Below are 16,226 nucleotides of genomic sequence, written 5' to 3' on the forward strand. Positions count from 1 at the left end.
GATCCGGCGGTGGCGGCGCCGGTCCTCGAAGCGGCGGACGCGCACGGCTGGGGGATCGGGCAGATCTGGAACACGCACTGGCATCCGGACCACACCGGCGGCAACGCCGAGATCAAGGCCGCGACCGGCTGCACCATCATCGGCCCCGCCGCCGAAGCCGCGCGCATCCCGACGCTCGACCGGCAGGTGAAGGAAGGCGACCGTGTCCGGCTCGGCGCCCTCGAAGCGGAGGTGCTGGAAGTGCCCGCCCACACCGCCGGCCACATCGCCTATCACTTCGCGTCGGAGCATGTGGTCTTCGTCGGCGACACGCTGTTCGCGATGGGCTGCGGCCGGCTGTTCGAGGGCACCCCTCAGCAGATGTTCGCGAACATGCAGCGCCTCGCCGCCTTGCCCCCCGACACCCGCGTCTATTGCGCGCACGAGTATACGCTGTCGAACGGCCGCTACGCCTTGGTTGCGGAGCCGGACAATGACGCGGTCGCCGCGCGGATGGCCGATGTCTCGGCGGCGCGCGAGAGAGGCGAGGCGACGGTGCCGACCACGATCGCGCTCGAACGCGCGACCAACCCCTTCATGCGCGCCCGCGACGCGGTTCAGCTTGCCGAAAGGCGCGCCGCGAAAGATACTTTCCGGGGGTGAGGCGTTCTGTGTCCTGGCACGCAAGGAGGCCCGTCATGCGCAACCTTATCGGCATCGCTCTCATCGCAACATCGGCGGCCCTGATCGGCACTGCCGCGCTCAGCCAGACCGGCGACCACGCGGTCGAGCGCGACCTGAAGATCATGGACCAGTGGCTTGCCGGCAAGCAGCCGGGCGAACCGGTCAGCTGCATCCCGCAGCGCCAGATCCGCTCGACCTATTATGTCGGCGGCAAGACGATCCTCTACAAGATGAGCAACAATCTCGTCTATCGCAACGACCCGCCGGGCGGCTGCCCGGGGCTGAACAGCAACCTGGCGCTGGAGACGCGGACGCCGACCGGCATGCTGTGCAGCGGCGAGATCGCGCAGGTGAAGGATTACAGCCAGGGCTATTCCCCCGGCGCCTGCGCGCTCGGCGAGTTCGTGCCGTATAGAAAGGCGAAGTAGCGGCTCAGCCCTTGTACAGCGCGTCCAGCCGCGGGCCGTACACGTCCTTCAGCACGTGGCGGCGGATCTTCATCGAGGGGGTCAGCTGCTCGTTGTCGATCGCGAACGGTGCGTCGGCGATGACGATGCGGCGCACCTTTTCGATCACCGACAGGTCCTTGTTGACGCGGTCGACCGCCGCCATCAGTGCGGCCTTGAACATCGGGTTGTCGGACAGCGCCGCGAAGTCGCATTTGTAGTCGTTCGCGATCGCCCATTCGGCGGTCCATTCCGGATCGGGCACGATCAGCCCGACCAGATAGGGCCGCCGGTCGCCATAGACCATCGCCTGCAGAAGCTCGGGCTGCAGCGTCAGCATGCCCTCGACCTTCTGTGGCGAGACGTTGTCGCCCTTGTCGTTGACGATCAGGTCCTTCTTGCGGTCGGTGATGACGATCCGGCCCTTGCCGTCGAGATGGCCGATATCCCCGGTATGCAGCCAGCCGTCCTTCAGCGCGCGGGCAGTCTCGGCCGCATTGTGCCAGTATCCGTGCATCACCAGCTCGCCGCGCACCAGGATTTCGCCGTCATCGGCAATGCGGACTTCGGTATCGGCAAGCGGCGGGCCGACCGTGTCCATCTTCAACCCGACGCTCGGGCGATTGCACGAGATGACCGGCCCGGCCTCGGTCTGGCCATAGCCTTGCAGCAGCGTCAGCCCCAGCGAGTGGAAGAATACGCCGATCTCCGGATTGAGCGGCGCGCCGCCCGACACCATCGCCTTCATCCGCCCGCCGAAGCGCTGACGGATTTTCGGCCGGAAGATGCGCTCCAGCAGCAGGTCGGCCGGCCTGTCCCAGGCCGGCAGCCCGCCCGCGAGCTGCTTGGCCCCGAGCGCTTCCGCCCGCCGCAGCAGGCCCGGCGCGAGCCCGCCCTGCTTCTCGATATTCTTGACGATCCGCGCCCGCAGCACCTCGAACAGCCGCGGCACGACGACCATGATCGTCGGCCGCGTTTCCTCGATGTTGCTGGCGAGCTTGTCGAGTCCCTCCGCGTAGTAAATCTGTGCGCCCAGCCCGATCGGGAAATGCTGGCCGCCGGTATGCTCATAGGCGTGGGACAGCGGCAGGAACGACAGGAACACCTCGTCGTCCCAGCCGAAATCGTCGGCGATGACGCGGATGCAGCCGTTCACGTTGTGCAGGATCGCGCCGTGATGCTGTGGCACGCCGCGCGGCGCCCCGCCGGTCCCGCTGGTGTAGATGACGCACGCCAGATCCTCGCGCGCGAAATCGGCGGCTGTCTCCGCCGCGCCTATCTCCGCCTGGGTGGCGGTCAGCGCCGACCAGTCGTGGAACGCGATCATGCCCGCCTGCTGGATGCGCAGCGGCTCCATCGCGATCACGTGCCGCGCCTCGTTTGAGCGCAGCACCGCCGGCAGCAGCGTCTTTGCCAGCTTTTCGGTCGACACGATCACGGCCGCTGCACCGCTATTCTCCAGGATATGGAGGTGATCGCGCTCGGTATTGGTGGTGTAGGTGGGGACCGTTACGCAGCCCGCGGCCATGATGCCCAGATCGGCTATGCACCATTCGGGGCGGTTTTCGGAAACCAGCATCACCCGGTCGCCCCGCTTCAGCCCCAGCCGCTTCAGTCCTTCGGCGACGGACGCGACCTGCTGCGCCGCCTGCGCCCAGCTGATCGGCCGCCAGTCATTCTCCACCTTGCGCCACAGGAACGGCCTGTCGCCCCCTTCTCGGGCGCGGGTGAAGAACATCGTCACCAGGTTCGGGAAACGTTCGAACTGCCGCATTCTCTCTCCCGTTTCTATTTTTCGGTGCGCCTCATTCCGGCGGACGCTTTTCGGTCCTGCGGCGGATGACGGTCACATGGCCTTCTTCGTCGATCGCCACGCCCTCGCTGCGCGGATCGGCCGCGCCGACCCACTTGCCGTCGACCCACTCGATCGCATTGGCCTTGAGGCCCAGCGGCGCGACCCGAACACGGCCGCCGAGCTGGCGGAGAGCCGGCTCCATTTCCTCCGCCTGGGTCCCTTTCTCCAGATAGGCCACCGGCCCCGGCGCAAAGATCAGGCCAAGGCCGATCGCATCCTGCGCGCTCATCTTCCAGTCGACCACCGCGATGATCGCCTTCGCAACTTGTGCGATGATGGTCGGACCACCCGCGGCGCCCAGCGCGAGGCGGACGTGCCCGGAGGAGTCGTAGACGATGGTCGGTGCCATGGAGCTGCGCGGCCGCTTGCCGCCTTCGACGCGGTTCGCGACCAGATAGCCGTCCTTCTTCGGCTCGATATCGAAGTCGGTCAGCTCGTTGTTGAGCATGATGCCGTCGACCGACAGGCCCGATCCGAACACGCTCTCGATCGTCGTGGTGACCTCGACGACGTTGCCGGCACGGTCGACGGCGACCAGGTCGGTCGTTCCCGGCACTTCGCTGGCGGGCACGCGAATGCGCTTCGGCGCACCGGGCGGGACGCCGGGTTCGATCCGGTCCAGGCTCTTGTCGGGCGAGATCAGTGCGGAGCGGCTGGCGAGGTAGGCGGGATCGAGCAGGCCCTTGATCGGAACCTGAATGTAATCGGGATCGCCCGTGTACATGTCGCGATCGGCATAGGCGAGACGCGAGGATTCGGCGAACAAGTGCCAGGCGACCGGGTTCGCGACACCCAGCTTCGCCATGTCGAAGCGCTCCAGCTGCTTCAGGATCATCAGCACGGTGATGCCGCCCGACGAAGGCGGCCCCATGCTGCAGATGCGGTAGCTTCGATACGTGTCGCAGAGCGGCGGCCGCTCCTTCGCTTCATAGCTGGCGAGGTCGCCCGTCGTCATCCGCGAGGGATTGCGCGACGCGCCATTCACCGTCGCGACCAGCTTCGCGGCTTGCGGCCCCACATAGAAAGTGTCCGGTCCCAGCCGCGCTATGCGCTCGAACAGGGCTGCTTGCTCCGGATTGCGCACCGTCGTCCCCGCGGGCAGGATCTTGCCATCGGGGCCAAGGAAGAGGCGCGCCGCACCCGGGTCGAGCTTTCGTGTCGCCCCGCCGGCGACCTGGGCAAAGCGCGGGGTGAGCTGCCAGCCGTCGCGCGCGATGCGGATCGCCGGCTCGAACAAGGCCGCCCAAGGGAGCTTGCCCGATTTTGCATGCGCCATCGCCATCGCCCTGAGCGAACCCGGCACGCCGACGCTGCGACCGCCTGGAACCGCATCGCCGTGGCTGAGCGGCTTGCCGTCCGGGCCGTAGAACCACTCCGGTCCCGCCGCATGCGGCGCAGCCTCGCGCCCGTCGACCGTCGTGACTTTCCCCGTCTTCGCGTCGTGGCTGACGAAGAAGGCGCCGCCGCCGATGCCGGAGCTTTGCGGCTCGACCACGTTCAGGACCAGCATGGTCGCGATCGCCGCATCCGTCGCGGTGCCGCCCTTCTTGAGGATCTCGACGCCAGCCGCAGCCGCCCGCGGATCGGCGGCTGAAACCATGCCCTGGGCTGCAAGCGCTTGCGGCAGGACGATCAGGAGAAGAGCGAGGAGAAAGCGTTTCATGGCGCGCGACCCTAATGTGCCGCGTCTTTTGGGCAAGTGCGACTTCACGCCTGCCCTATAGCCTCAGCGACAGTGCCGAAGCCGTCGCGGCGCAGAAGGTCCGCCAAGCCGCGGGCGATCCGCCGCGCCAGGCCCGGGCCTTCATAGACCAATGCCGAATAAAGCTGGACCAGCGAAGCACCATCGCGAATCCGGGCATAAGCCTCGTCGGCACTGCCGATGCCGCCGGCGGAAACCAGCGGCAGCACGCCGCCCGTGGCCGAACGGAAGTCGCGCAGCCTCTGCCGGGCAAGGGCGGCCAGCGGCGCGCCCGACAGGCCGCCCGCTTCCGCCGCATGAGACGATTTGAGCGGGGGCCACGAGACGGTCGTGTTGGCGACGATCAGCGCGGCCACGCCGCCGTCGATCGCGACGCGGGCAAGCGCGTCGATCTCGTCCGCCTCCAGGTCGGGCGCGACTTTCAGGAATACCGGCCTGGGCGACGGCAGCGCACCCATGACGCCATGCAGCAGATCCTGAAGCGCGGCCGCGCTCTGCAGCGCGCGCAGGCCCGGCGTGTTGGGCGAGCTGATGTTGACGGTCAGATAATCGGCAACCGGCGCCATTGCACGCGCGCCTGCGGCATAGTCGCCGATCCGGTCCGCGGAGTCCTTGTTCGCGCCGACATTGACGCCGACCGGGCCGGCGCGGCGGCGCAGCGTGCTCAGCCGCGAAAAGGCCTCCGCCTGCCCACCATTGTTGAAGCCCATCCGGTTGATGACCGCCCGGTCCTCTGCCAGCCGGAACAGGCGCGGGCGCGGGTTGCCGGCCTGGGGCAGGGGCGTCAGCGTGCCCACCTCGACGAAGCCGAAACCGAAACCGAGCATCTGCGCCGGCACCTCAGCATCCTTGTCGAACCCCGCGGCGAGCCCGACCGGATTGGGGAAATGCAGCCCCGCGACCTCGCTCGCCAGCACCGGATCGCTTTCCGGACGGCCGAGCGGCGGCACCTGCCTGAGCGCGGCGATGGTCAGCCGGTGCGCACGTTCGGCATCGAGCGCATGGACCAGCGGGCGGAGCAACGGATAGAGCATTGTTGCGCGATAGCATTTGCGGGCGCACTGGAAAGCCCGCGGCCACCTTACTACGGTACGCCGCCGATTGCCGGGACGACCAAGAAGGAACAGTGGATGAGCGAAGGTGCGAACGTTCAGTTTTCGGAACGCGAGGCGCTGCTGTTCCATTCCGCCGGCCGGCCGGGGAAGATCGAGATCGTCGCCTCGAAACCGATGGCGACGCAGCGCGACCTGAGCCTTGCCTATTCCCCCGGCGTCGCGGTGCCGGTGCGCGCGATCGCCGGCGATGCGGCCTGCGCCTATGACTATACCGCGAAGGGCAATCTGGTCGCGGTGATCTCGAACGGCACGGCCATCCTCGGCCTCGGCAATCTCGGCGCGCTCGCTTCCAAGCCGGTGATGGAAGGCAAGGCGGTGCTGTTCAAGCGCTTCGCCGACGTCGATTCGATCGACCTCGAAGTCGCGACCGAGGACACCGAAGCTTTCATCAACGCCGTCGCGCTGCTGGAGCCGAGCTTCGGCGGCATCAACCTGGAAGACATCGCCGCCCCCGCCTGCTTCATCATCGAGCAGGCGCTGAAGGAGCGGATGAACATCCCGGTCATGCACGACGACCAGCACGGCACCGCGATCATCTCCGCCGCCGGGCTGATCAATGCCTGCTATTTGACCGGCCGCGATCTGAAGGACGTGAGGGTCGTAGTGAACGGCGCCGGCGCCGCCGCGATCGCCTGCACCGAGCTGATCAAGGCGATGGGCGTTCGCCAGGATCATGTCATCATGTGCGACCGCAAGGGCGTGATTTATCAGGGCCGCACCGAAGGCATGGATCAGTGGAAGTCCGCCCATGCCGTGAAGACGGACCGGCGCACGCTCGGCGAGGCGCTGGAAGGCGCGGATATCTTCCTGGGCCTCTCGGCGGCCGGCGCGCTGAAGCCCGACATGGTGAAGGCGATGGCGCCGAAGCCGATCATCTTCGCGATGGCGAACCCGGACCCGGAGATCACGCCGCCGGAGGCCAAGGCCGCGCGCCCCGACGCGATCGTCGCCACCGGCCGCTCGGACTATCCGAACCAGGTCAACAACGTGCTCGGCTTCCCCTTCATTTTCCGCGGCGCATTGGACGTGCGCGCGACCGCGATCAACGACGAGATGAAGATTGCCGCCGCACAGGCGCTGGCCGATCTGGCGCGCGCGGCGGTGCCGGAGGAAGTCGCCGCAGCCTATGGCGGCAAGGCGCACAGCTTCGGTGCCGACTATATCATCCCGGCGCCGTTCGATCCGCGGTTGATGGAAGTGGTGCCCGCCGCGGTCGCCAAAGCGGCGATGGATTCGGGCGTCGCGACCAAACCGATCCTCGACATGGACGCCTATCGCCAGACACTGAGGGCGCGGCTCAACCCCACCACCTCGGTGCTGACGCTCGCCTATGAGGCGGCGCGCGCCGATCCGAAGCGCGTGCTGTTCGCGGAAGGCGAGGAAGAAGTGGTGCTGCGCGCCGCGATCCAGTTCCGCGACGGCGGCTACGGCATTCCGGTGCTGGTCGGCCGCGACGACGTCTATGATCGGCTGAAAGCGCTCGGCGTCGACGATCCGCAGTCGTTCGAGGTCCACAACAGCCGCCACTCGCCGCTGGTCCCGAAAATGGTCGACCGGCTCTACGAGCGGCTGCAGCGCCGCGGCTATCTGCACCGCGAGTGCGAGCGGATGGTCAATCAGGACCGCAACATCTTCGGTTCGCTGCTGCTCGATCTGGGCGAAGTCGACGCGATGATCACCGGCGTGACGCGCACCTATGCCCAGTCGATGCGCGAGATCCGCCGCGTGCTCGATCCGGTGGAAGGCACGATCCCGTTCGGCATCCATGTGCTGGTCGGCCATTCGCACACGGTGTTCATGGCCGACACGACCGTCAACGAGCGCCCGTCGGCGACCGAGCTCGCCGATATCGCCGAGCAGACCGCCGCCGTGGCGCGGCGCATGGGGCAGGAGCCGCGCGTCGCGTTCCTCAGCTATTCGACCTTCGGCAACCCGCCGGGCGATTTTCTCGACAAGATCCGCGGCGCCGTCGCGCTGCTCGATCAGCGCGGCGTCAGCTTCGAATATGAAGGCGAAATGTCGCCCGATGTTGCGCTCAATCCGCGGGTGATGGCGAATTATCCGTTCAGCCGCCTGTCCGGGCCCGCCAATGTGCTGGTTATGCCTGGCCTTCAGTCCGCCAATATCTCGGCCAAGCTGCTGCGCGAGCTGGGCGGCGACTCGGTCATCGGGCCGATGCTGGTGGGCATGGCGAAGCCGGTTCAGGTCGCGACGATGGCGAGCCGCGCGACCGAGCTGGTGACGCTGGCCGTGCTCGCCGCCAGCGGCATCGCGCGCTGATCAGTTGCCGGTGTTGCCGCTCTGCGTGGGGCCGCCGGGCAGCGTGCCGACGCGGCCGATATTGCCGAACAGGTCTTCGAAAAAGCCGTGCTTGCGGCCCAGCGTCGGCGTCTTGTCGTCAACGGGATCGATCTGCGCGACGCGCTCCAGCCCGGTCTGCTCGACCTTCGCCACATTGCCGGCGTCGTCGAAGCTGATGTGCAGCACCGTCTCGTCGGTCGGCTTCGGCGACCCGAACGCCAGCTGCTTCGTGGTCCGCGCAACATAATACCAGTCATTGTCCGTGAACTGACTGGTGAAGCTGGGCAGGCCCAGGAGTTTCTGCACCGACTGCTTGTTGTCGATGCCAGGCTGCACGGTCGCAATCAGCTGATTGTCGAGCAGATAACCCTGGTGACCGACGATGCGCGTGCAGCCGGCCGTTGCGACCATCGCGCCTGCAAGGGCGGCGCCGGTAATCATGCGCCGCGTCAACGAACTCATTCGACTCTCCCGGACGCCAGACGAGCATTGCGCTCGCCGTCCGCGGCCTCAATATGCCTGGGCGAGGCCGCGCACAAGCGCGTGCGCCCCAAATGGAGTGTCATGTCCTTCATCGACCGGCTGTTCGGCCGCCGCAATGCCAACGAAGCGGTGCGCCCGCTCTACAACGAAGTGGTGGCCCAAGGCCGCGCGGCGCACTGGTATGCGCAAGGCGGCGTGCCCGACACGATCGACGGCCGCTTCGAGACGATCGCCGCGATCCTCGCGCTCGTGATCGCCCGGCTGGAGCTGGAGCCCGAGCAGCGCCAGACCGTCGCCTGGCTCGTCGAGCTGTTCGTGCACGATATGGACAGCCAGCTGCGCGAGATCGGCATCGGCGACATGGTCGTCGGCAAGCATGTGGGAAAGATGATGGGCGCGCTGGGCGGGCGAATCGGCGCGTATCGCGAAGGGCTGAAGGCCGGCGAGTTCGAGGCGGCGCTGGTCCGCAACCTTTATCGTGGCAGCGAGCCGCCGGCCGCGGCGCTGGAGCACACCGCCGAGCGGCTGCGCGCCTTTTATCTGGCGCTGCACGCCGCGCCGGCCGATTCGATCATTGCGGGCCAGCTGCCGTGACGCCGGAATTTTCTCGAACCGTGGATGCCGACACCGTCTCCGAATCGCCGCGCCAGATGCGAATCGAGGCCGACGAGACCGAGCGCCGCCGGCTCGCAGGCCGATTTGCGCTGAAGGCCGTCGAGCGGCTTTCGGCCGATGTTCGGCTCGCGCGGCGCGCGGGCATCATCCATGCCGAAGGGGCGGTCGACGCTGACGTCGTGCAGAGCTGCGTGGTTACGGACGAACCGCTGCCCGCGCACATCGATGCGCCGTTCAGCGTGCGCTTCGTGCCCGATGCCTATGTCGTCTCGCCGGACGAGGAATTGGAGCTGAGTGCCGAGGATTGCGATACGCTGCCGCTGGAAGGCGGCCGGATCGATCTCGGCGAGCTCGCGGCGGAGACGCTGGCGCTGGCGCTCGACCCGTTTCCGCGCTCGGCGAGTGCCGATACTGCGCTGGAGGAAGCCGGCCTGGGCAATGAGGCCGATGCGGGCCCGTTTGCCGCACTCCGCGCGCTTAAGGAGCAGATGCAGAAAAAGGGTTAGCCGTGCCTCAGGCGCGGGTGCTGCGGCGGCGGAAATCGGGCTCGGCCCTTGTCACGCTCCAGCCATAGGGGCGCTGCCGCGCCATCACCACCGGATCGATGCCCAGCCGCTTGTACAGCCGCCGGCGCTGCGCGGGCGTCAGCTGGCCGGGAAGCGCCGGAGGCTCCCTGCGCCGCCGCCGGCCGGTCAGCGTCCAGATCGCCGCCCACATGCTGATCGCAAACAGGGCAGTGATGACGATTCCGGCCATGGAGTCTCTCGCAAGCAAATGACTTGCCTTGTGAGACTCCCGAATCGGGGCTGCTGTTCCCCGTCCTGGCGCCCTAGAAGGGGACGTCGTCGTCCAGGTCGCTGTCGAACGGGCTGGGTCCGCCGCGTCCGCCGCCACCGCTGCCGCCGCGCCCGCCGCCACCGCTGCCGCCGCGCCCGCCGCCGAAGCCGCCCGACGGAGTCTGGCCGCCGCCGCCGAAATTGCCGCGGTCCTGGCTTCCCCAGTCGTCGCCGCCGGCGCCGCCTTCACGGCGGTCGAGCAGCACCATCTCGCTGTTGAAGCCCTGCAGCACGATCTCGGTCGAATAGCGGTCCTGCCCCTGCTGGTCCTGCCATTTGCGGGTCTGGAGCGCGCCCTCGATATAGACCTTCGAGCCCTTTCGCAGATAGCGCTCCGCGACATTGGCCAGGCCTTCGTTGAAGATCTTGACCGTGTGCCACTCGGTCTTTTCCTTGCGCTCCCCGGAATTGCGGTCCTTCCAGGTTTCCGAAGTGGCGATGCGAAGCTCCACCACCTTGCCGCCATTCTGGAAGCTGCGGCTCTCCGGGTCGCGCCCGAGATTGCCGACCAGAATCACCTTGTTCACGCTGCCTGCCACGCCGAGACCTCCTCAATCCTTGCCGTCCGCTACCGGGATCACGGCAGGGCGGCAAGCATCAGGCCGCAACAGCCGGGCTTTTCCGCGAGGAACGCCGTAACTCTGCGCCGGCAAGGGCGAAGCCGCCGATCATCAGTGCCCAGCTGGCCGGTTCGGGGACCGGGGCAGCACTGGCGCTGGTGACCACGATATTGTCGACTTGGTGCCAGACCGCTCCGTTCGACCAGGAGACCTCCGTCACGCCGCGAAACAGGTCCGGCATCGCCAATGCAACGCGGGTCTGCGGGATCGGTGTGGCGCCCGAGAAGCTGGGCAGGTCGAAAGTGAAATGGTCGGTTCGTCCATCGGCGTAGCGGGCGAAAAAGGTGAGCGGCACGCCAAGGCCGTTGCTGTCGGCTGCAAAGACATCGAGCGCAATGAAGTTGAACGCGGCGCCGTCGTCCCGACTCAGTGTAACCGAGGTCGGACGAGAAAAGTCGAACGGGTTAGGGCCGAAAAGGGCTTTGCTTCCCGACGAGGTGTGGACCGCCATGCTGCTGAAGGCAGTGAATTGGTAATCGCCCTGCAGGATCAGGAGGCCGTTCAGGCCTGCCGCGGTATCTTCAAAGTCGATCGTCTCCGCCGCGGCCGAAGTGCCCACTGCCAGGAGGCTAAGCGCAAGCAAACACCTGTTCATTTTCGTATGATCCCCCTCTTACGCGCACAAGGTTTCCGAGCGCTGCGTAATTTGCCTTGGAACCGCAGGCAATCGAGACGATCGGGCCGTCTCCAAATGGCACAAATTACAAACCGATCGCCGTTGCCGCCCAGTAGGTGAGGCCGGCCGCGACATACGCCACCGCGAAAAGATAGCCGACCATGAAGGCGGGCCATTTCCAGCCATTGGTCTCGCGCCGCGTGACCGCAATGGTCGAGATGCATTGCGGCGCGAACACGAACCAGGCCAGGAAAGCGAGCGCGGTCGGCAGCGGCCAGGCGGTGCCGAGCCGCGACTCGAGCTGCTGGTTGGCGACTTCATCGCCGTTGGCGTCGATCGCGTAGACGGTCGCAATCGCGGACACGGCGACCTCGCGCGCCGCCATCGCCGGGATCAGCGCCATCGAGATATCGTGATTGAACCCGATCGGCCGGACCAATGTCTCGACCCCGCTCGCGATCCGGCCGGCGACCGAATACTCGCTCTGCTTCACGCCGGCCGGCGCCTGCGGGAAGGAAGCGAGCGCCCAGAGCAGCACGGTCGTGAACAGGATGATCGTGCCGGCGCGCTTCAGGAAGATCTGCGCACGGGTAACGAGACCCAGCGCCACGTCCTGCCAGCGCGGCCACTGATATTTGGGCATTTCCATCATGAAGCCCGAGCCGCGACCTTTGGTCACCGTCCGCCGCAGCACCCAGGCCGCCGCGAACGCGCCCGCGATGCCGGCGATGTAGAGGCAGAACAGCACCAGCCCCTGCAGCCCGACGCCGGGAATCGCCGCGCGCTCCGGAATGAAGGCGGAGATGATCAGCGTATAGACCGGCAGGCGCGCCGAGCAGGTCATCAGCGGTGCGATCAGGATCGTCGTCAGCCGGTCCTTGGGATCGTCGATCGTCCGCGTTGCCATGATGCCCGGGACGGCACAGGCAAAGGAGGAAAGCAGCGGGATGAAGGCGCGGCCGGAAAGCCCCACGCGCGCCATCAGCCGGTCCATCAGGAAGGCCGCGCGGACCATATAGCCGCTCGCTTCCAGGATCAGGATGAACGTGAACAGGATCAGGATCTGCGGGAGGAAAACGACGACCGCGCCGACGCCGGCGATCACGCCTTCCACCAGCAGCGAGCGGATGAAGCCGTCGGGCAGCGTCGTGCCGATCCAGCCGCCCAGCGCGTCGAACTGCGCCTGCAGCCAGTCCGCTGGCACCTGGCTCCAGCTGAACACGGCCTGGAACATCACGAACAGCAGCCCGGCAAGGATCAGCGGCCCGGCCACCGGGTGCAGCGCGATGCCGTCGAGCGAATGGGTGATGCGCCGCGCCGGGCTTTCCGACACGATCGCCTTGACCGCGAGCGCGCGCGCGCGGCGTTGCACCGTCGCAAGGTCCTCGTGGACGAAGCCGTGACCGGGGCGGAGCTTCAGGGTGCCGTCGCCGACCGCCTCGGCCAGCGCCGTCTTCAGCTCTTCCAGCCCGCGGCGGCGCACCGCGACCGTCTCGATCACCGGCACGCCGAGCTCTTTGGCGAGCACCGCGGTATCGATTTCCAGTCCGTCGCGCTTCGCCAGGTCGATCATGTTCAGCGCGATCACGATCGGCAGGCCAAGGCCGATCAGCTGCATCGCGAAGCGCAGATGGTTGTCGAGATTGGAGGCGTCGATCACCACGATCAACGCGACCGGCAGCCGCTCGCCGGCCTGCTGGCCCAGAATCACGTCGCGGGTGACGGCTTCGTCGGGGCTGGCCGGTTCCAGGCTGTAGGCGCCGGGCAGGTCGACCAGCTCGACCGGGCGGCCGTCCGGCAGCGTGAAGCGGCCCGCATGGCGCTCGACCGTGACGCCAGGATAATTGCCGACCTTCTGGCGCGCGCCGGTCAGCGCGTTGAACAGCGACGACTTGCCGGCATTGGGATTGCCGACCAGCGCAACCAGCGGCGCGGGGTTCATGTCAGGGCGACGCGGATCGCGCTCGCCTGCGCACGGCGGATCGCGACGGTCATCCGCCCGACCCGGCAGGCGATCGGGTCCCGGCCGAGAAAGCTGCCGCTGTGCAGCGCCTCGATCGGCACGCCTTCGTCGAAACCCAGCTCGCGCAGGCGCTTCGCCTCGGCCTCGCCGAGCGATGCCCAATCGATCGCGCTGATGTGCGCAGCCTTGCGCAGCGGAAGGTCACTGAGACGCATGACGCTTCAATAGGCTTGCTGCGATTGATTATCAATAAACGTAAAGGTCAAATCGCCGGATATCTGAGCCGGCCGATGAAGCGCGACAGGCTCGGCCGGTGCTCGGCGCGCGATCGGACATCGGCCTTGAAGCGCTCGAATCGCATCACGTTCTCGATGCGCCGGTCGAGAAAGGCGCGGGTATCGCTCAAATCGGCGGTCTCGTCGTCGAGCAGCGCGAGCACGGTCGAGCCATAGACCGCCCCAAGGGTCATGCGCTTGGTATAGTGATTGAAGTCGGTCGCCTTGTCGCCGGCGAGCTGCCACATAAGGTCGACCGCGCGCCAGCCCATCCGGGCTGCTTTGGCTGTATTCTGCGGCATCGCCAGCAGCGCGAGCGCGCGGCGCAACGCCTCGCGGTCGGGCGCGACGATCTCGATCCGCGCCCAGACCAGGGCGGTGATCCGCTCCCGGATCTTCATCGATGCGAGCGTTTCAACCGGCAGCTGCTCGGCCATGCGATGATCGACCGAGCGGAACCACGCGTCGATCATCTGCACCGCGCCGTCCTTGAACGCGAGCCGGGCAATGTCCGGGTCGACGCCTGCCTGCCCGGCCGCGAGCGTCACGGCCTCCGGGCTCCAGCCGTCGAATGCGGCATGGGCGGGAAGCAGCGGCGCCAGATGGGCACGGACTTCATCGAGCGTCGGATCGGCGGGCAGTTCGGCCATCGCCGTCATCTAGGCCTTTGCGGCAGCGGGGCCAAGGGGCGGGCACATCGCACAAGGCGACAGAGCGTGGTTGAGGCGCGCCCTCGCCATCGCTACATGCCCGGCGCATGTCCGAGATGATCCGCATCACCCTTCCCGACGGCTCCGCGCGCGAGGTTGCGCCGGGGACCACTGCGGCCGATATCGCTGCGGCGATCGGGCCGGGACTCGCCAAGGCGGCGCTGGCGGCCAAGGTGAACGGCGAAGTCCGCGATCTCGGCCGGCCGATCGATTATGACGCGGAGCTGGCGCTGATCACCGCGCGCGACGAGGCGGACGCGCTGGAGCTGGTGCGCCACGACTATGCGCACGTGCTCGCCGAGGCGGTGCAGAACCTGTTCCCCGGCACACAGATCACCTTCGGCCCGGCGACCGAGGACGGCTTTTATTACGACTTCGCGCCCACCGCCGAGCGTGGCCCCTTCACCGAGGAAGACCTGCCGGCGATCGAGGAGGAGATGCGCCGCGTCATCGCGCGCGACGAAAAGTTGGTGCGCGAGGTGTGGACCCGCGACCAGCTGATCCAGCACTTCCGCACCCATGGCGAGACGTTCAAGGCCGAATGGGCCGCCGAGCTCCCCGAAGGCGAGGAACTGACGGTCTACCGCGCCGGCGAATGGCTCGATATGTGCCGTGGGCCACACCTCGCCTCGACCGGCAAGCTCGATCCGCAGGCATTCAAGCTGACGCGCGTCAGCGGCGCCTATTGGCGCGGCGACCAGAAGAACGCGATGCTCAGCCGCATCTACGGCACCGGCTGGCTCAACAGGAAGCAGCTGCAGGAGCATCTGACCCGGCTGGAGGAAGCGGCCAAGCGCGACCATCGCAAGATCGGGCAGGACATGGACCTGTTCCACCTGCAGCCGGAGGCGCAGGGCTCGGTCTTCTGGCATCCCAAGGGCTATCTGCTGTGGCGGCAGCTAGAGGCCTATATGCGCCGCCGCCTCGACGCGGCCGACTATCAGGAAGTGAAGACGCCGCAGCTGATGGACGCGCGCCAGTGGGAGCAATCCGGCCATTGGGGCAAGTATCGCGAGAATATGTTCGTCGTGCCGGACGAGATCCCCTCGACCGAGGACGACGCGCCGATCCTTTCCGGCGACGCCGACCTGATGGCGCTGAAGCCGATGAATTGCCCGGCGCACGTGCTGATCTTCAAGCAGGGCATCAAAAGCTATCGCGACCTGCCGATCCGCATGGCCGAGTTCGGCTGCTGCCACCGCAACGAACCGCACGGCGCGCTGCACGGCATCATGCGTGTGCGCCAGTTCACGCAGGACGACGCCCATATTTTCGTGCGCGAAGACCAGCTGATCGAGGAAGTGCGCGCCTTTTGCGACCTGCTCGACAGCGTCTATCGCGACCTGGGCTTCCCCAATTATGCGATCAAGCTGGCGCTCAGGCCCGAAAAGCGGTTCGGCTCCGACGCGGATTGGGACCGGGCCGAGCAGAATTTGCGCGACGCGGTGAAGGCGGCGGGCCGCGACACCGCGGAATTCGGCTGGGAGGAGCTGCCCGGCGAAGGCGCCTTCTATGCGCCCAAGCTGGAGTTCCACCTGAAGGACGCGATCGGCCGCACCTGGCAGGTCGGCACGATGCAGGCCGACACGGTGCTGCCGGAGCGGCTGGACGCAAGCTATGTGGGCGAAGACGGCAACCGCCACCGGCCGGTGATGCTGCACCGCGCGATCCTGGGTACGTTCGAGCGCTTCATCGGCATCCTGATCGAGCATCATGCCGGCCGCTTCCCGCTGTGGCTGGCGCCGGTGCAGGCCGTGGTTGCGACGATCGTCTCCGACGCTGACGACTATGCGAGCGAGGTGCTGGCGGCGCTGGAGAAGGCCGGGCTGCGCGCCGAGGCCGATCTGCGCAACGAGAAGATCAACTACAAGGTGCGCGAGCACAGCCTCGCCAAGGTCCCGCAGCTGCTGGTCGTCGGCAAGCGCGAGGCAGAGGAAGGCAAGGTCGCGATCCGCTCGCTGGGGCAAGAGGGCCAGCGGATCATGACGCTGGACGAAGCGGTCGCCTGGCTCTCCGCCGAAGCGGT

At 67.2% G+C, this 16,226-nt stretch carries 16 protein-coding genes; 6 read left to right on the top strand and 10 right to left on the bottom strand.

Annotated elements, in window-relative coordinates:
• Together gloB and VFT73_RS13570 are read left to right on the top strand one after the other, a co-directional pair.
• Window positions 1–642: hydroxyacylglutathione hydrolase (gene gloB, locus VFT73_RS13565; protein WP_326412282.1), on the top strand; the 642-nt coding region annotated here is incomplete at its 5' end.
• A gap of 35 nt (window positions 643–677) precedes the next feature.
• On the top strand, window positions 678–1,091 hold the full coding sequence (locus tag VFT73_RS13570) for a hypothetical protein (protein ID WP_326412286.1): 414 nt from the start codon (window positions 678–680) through the stop codon (window positions 1,089–1,091).
• A 4-nt stretch (window positions 1,092–1,095) separates the two neighbouring features.
• Here VFT73_RS13570 and VFT73_RS13575 read toward each other — a convergent pair whose 3' ends face one another.
• The 3 genes from VFT73_RS13575 to VFT73_RS13585 are packed head-to-tail and all read right to left on the bottom strand — an operon-like array spanning window position 1,096 to window position 5,700.
• Entirely contained in the window at window positions 1,096–2,883 is a 1,788-nt protein-coding gene (locus VFT73_RS13575) for a long-chain fatty acid--CoA ligase (RefSeq protein ID WP_326412290.1), read from the bottom strand.
• Between the two features lie 31 nt (window positions 2,884–2,914).
• On the bottom strand, window positions 2,915–4,627 hold the full coding sequence (gene ggt, locus VFT73_RS13580; protein ID WP_326412294.1) for a gamma-glutamyltransferase: 1,713 nt from the start codon (window positions 4,625–4,627) through the stop codon (window positions 2,915–2,917).
• 44 nt (window positions 4,628–4,671) lie between these two features.
• Window positions 4,672–5,700 carry a quinone-dependent dihydroorotate dehydrogenase gene (locus VFT73_RS13585; RefSeq protein WP_326412297.1) on the bottom strand — a complete coding sequence of 343 codons (1,029 nt, stop codon included), beginning with the start codon at window positions 5,698–5,700 and terminating at the stop codon, window positions 4,672–4,674.
• 96 nt (window positions 5,701–5,796) lie between these two features.
• On the opposite strand from VFT73_RS13585, the gene VFT73_RS13590 reads away from it, so the two are divergent.
• Window positions 5,797–8,061, top strand: coding sequence for an NADP-dependent malic enzyme (locus tag VFT73_RS13590; RefSeq protein ID WP_326412300.1), 2,265 nt, complete (start codon window positions 5,797–5,799; stop codon window positions 8,059–8,061).
• Here the strand turns inward: VFT73_RS13590 and VFT73_RS13595 are convergent, their stop codons facing one another.
• Complete coding sequence (locus VFT73_RS13595; protein ID WP_326412303.1) at window positions 8,062–8,544, bottom strand: outer membrane protein assembly factor BamE; 483 nt, start codon at window positions 8,542–8,544, stop codon at window positions 8,062–8,064.
• Window positions 8,545–8,646: 102 nt separating this feature from the next.
• On the opposite strand from VFT73_RS13595, the gene VFT73_RS13600 reads away from it, so the two are divergent.
• Both VFT73_RS13600 and VFT73_RS13605 read left to right on the top strand, forming a co-directional pair.
• Window positions 8,647–9,159, top strand: a complete 513-nt coding sequence (locus VFT73_RS13600) for a ubiquinol-cytochrome C chaperone family protein (RefSeq protein WP_326412305.1) — start codon at window positions 8,647–8,649, stop codon at window positions 9,157–9,159.
• A gap of 20 nt (window positions 9,160–9,179) precedes the next feature.
• On the top strand, window positions 9,180–9,686 hold the full coding sequence (locus VFT73_RS13605; RefSeq protein WP_326412308.1) for a YceD family protein: 507 nt from the start codon (window positions 9,180–9,182) through the stop codon (window positions 9,684–9,686).
• Window positions 9,687–9,693: 7 nt separating this feature from the next.
• Here VFT73_RS13605 and VFT73_RS13610 read toward each other — a convergent pair whose 3' ends face one another.
• The 6 genes from VFT73_RS13610 to VFT73_RS13635 form a co-directional block, all read right to left on the bottom strand.
• Window positions 9,694–9,936, bottom strand: coding sequence for a hypothetical protein (locus tag VFT73_RS13610; protein WP_326412312.1), 243 nt, complete (start codon window positions 9,934–9,936; stop codon window positions 9,694–9,696).
• Window positions 9,937–10,009: 73 nt separating this feature from the next.
• Window positions 10,010–10,555, bottom strand: coding sequence for a single-stranded DNA-binding protein (ssb, locus tag VFT73_RS13615; protein ID WP_326412316.1), 546 nt, complete (start codon window positions 10,553–10,555; stop codon window positions 10,010–10,012).
• Window positions 10,556–10,613: 58 nt separating this feature from the next.
• Window positions 10,614–11,195, bottom strand: a complete 582-nt coding sequence (locus tag VFT73_RS13620; protein ID WP_326412320.1) for a PEPxxWA-CTERM sorting domain-containing protein — start codon at window positions 11,193–11,195, stop codon at window positions 10,614–10,616.
• Between the two features lie 142 nt (window positions 11,196–11,337).
• Window positions 11,338–13,194, bottom strand: a complete 1,857-nt coding sequence (gene feoB, locus VFT73_RS13625; RefSeq protein WP_326412324.1) for a ferrous iron transporter B — start codon at window positions 13,192–13,194, stop codon at window positions 11,338–11,340.
• Window positions 13,191–13,430 (bottom strand): FeoA family protein, encoded by a 240-nt coding sequence (locus VFT73_RS13630; RefSeq protein WP_326412328.1) that lies wholly within the window; start codon window positions 13,428–13,430, stop codon window positions 13,191–13,193. The genes feoB and VFT73_RS13630 overlap by 4 nt, the downstream gene beginning before the upstream one ends.
• Before the next feature lie 47 nt (window positions 13,431–13,477).
• Window positions 13,478–14,140 (bottom strand): COQ9 family protein, encoded by a 663-nt coding sequence (locus tag VFT73_RS13635; protein WP_326412332.1) that lies wholly within the window; start codon window positions 14,138–14,140, stop codon window positions 13,478–13,480.
• Between the two features lie 107 nt (window positions 14,141–14,247).
• Between VFT73_RS13635 and thrS the strand changes: the two genes are divergently transcribed.
• Window positions 14,248–16,226 (top strand): threonine--tRNA ligase (gene thrS, locus VFT73_RS13640; RefSeq protein ID WP_326412336.1); only part of this gene is annotated, 1,979 nt, incomplete at its 3' end.

It is taken from the genome of Sphingomonas sp. (genome assembly GCF_035758555.1).
Classification (GTDB): Bacteria; Pseudomonadota; Alphaproteobacteria; order Sphingomonadales; family Sphingomonadaceae; genus Sphingomonas_B.

Bases quoted from the DNA above. Each gene is read 5' to 3' on its own strand.
- VFT73_RS13570 (WP_326412286.1), top strand. From the start codon at position 678: ATGCGCAACCTTATCGGCATCGCTCTCATCGCAACATCGGCGGCCCTG.
- VFT73_RS13575 (WP_326412290.1), bottom strand. From the start codon at position 2,883: ATGCGGCAGTTCGAACGTTTCCCGAACCTGGTGACGATGTTCTTCACC.
- ggt (WP_326412294.1), bottom strand. From the start codon at position 4,627: ATGAAACGCTTTCTCCTCGCTCTTCTCCTGATCGTCCTGCCGCAAGCG.
- VFT73_RS13585 (WP_326412297.1), bottom strand. From the start codon at position 5,700: ATGCTCTATCCGTTGCTCCGCCCGCTGGTCCATGCGCTCGATGCCGAA.
- VFT73_RS13590 (WP_326412300.1), top strand. From the start codon at position 5,797: ATGAGCGAAGGTGCGAACGTTCAGTTTTCGGAACGCGAGGCGCTGCTG.
- VFT73_RS13595 (WP_326412303.1), bottom strand. From the start codon at position 8,544: ATGAGTTCGTTGACGCGGCGCATGATTACCGGCGCCGCCCTTGCAGGC.
- VFT73_RS13600 (WP_326412305.1), top strand. From the start codon at position 8,647: ATGTCCTTCATCGACCGGCTGTTCGGCCGCCGCAATGCCAACGAAGCG.
- VFT73_RS13610 (WP_326412312.1), bottom strand. From the start codon at position 9,936: ATGGCCGGAATCGTCATCACTGCCCTGTTTGCGATCAGCATGTGGGCG.
- feoB (WP_326412324.1), bottom strand. From the start codon at position 13,194: ATGAACCCCGCGCCGCTGGTTGCGCTGGTCGGCAATCCCAATGCCGGC.
- VFT73_RS13630 (WP_326412328.1), bottom strand. From the start codon at position 13,430: ATGCGTCTCAGTGACCTTCCGCTGCGCAAGGCTGCGCACATCAGCGCG.
- VFT73_RS13635 (WP_326412332.1), bottom strand. From the start codon at position 14,140: ATGGCCGAACTGCCCGCCGATCCGACGCTCGATGAAGTCCGTGCCCAT.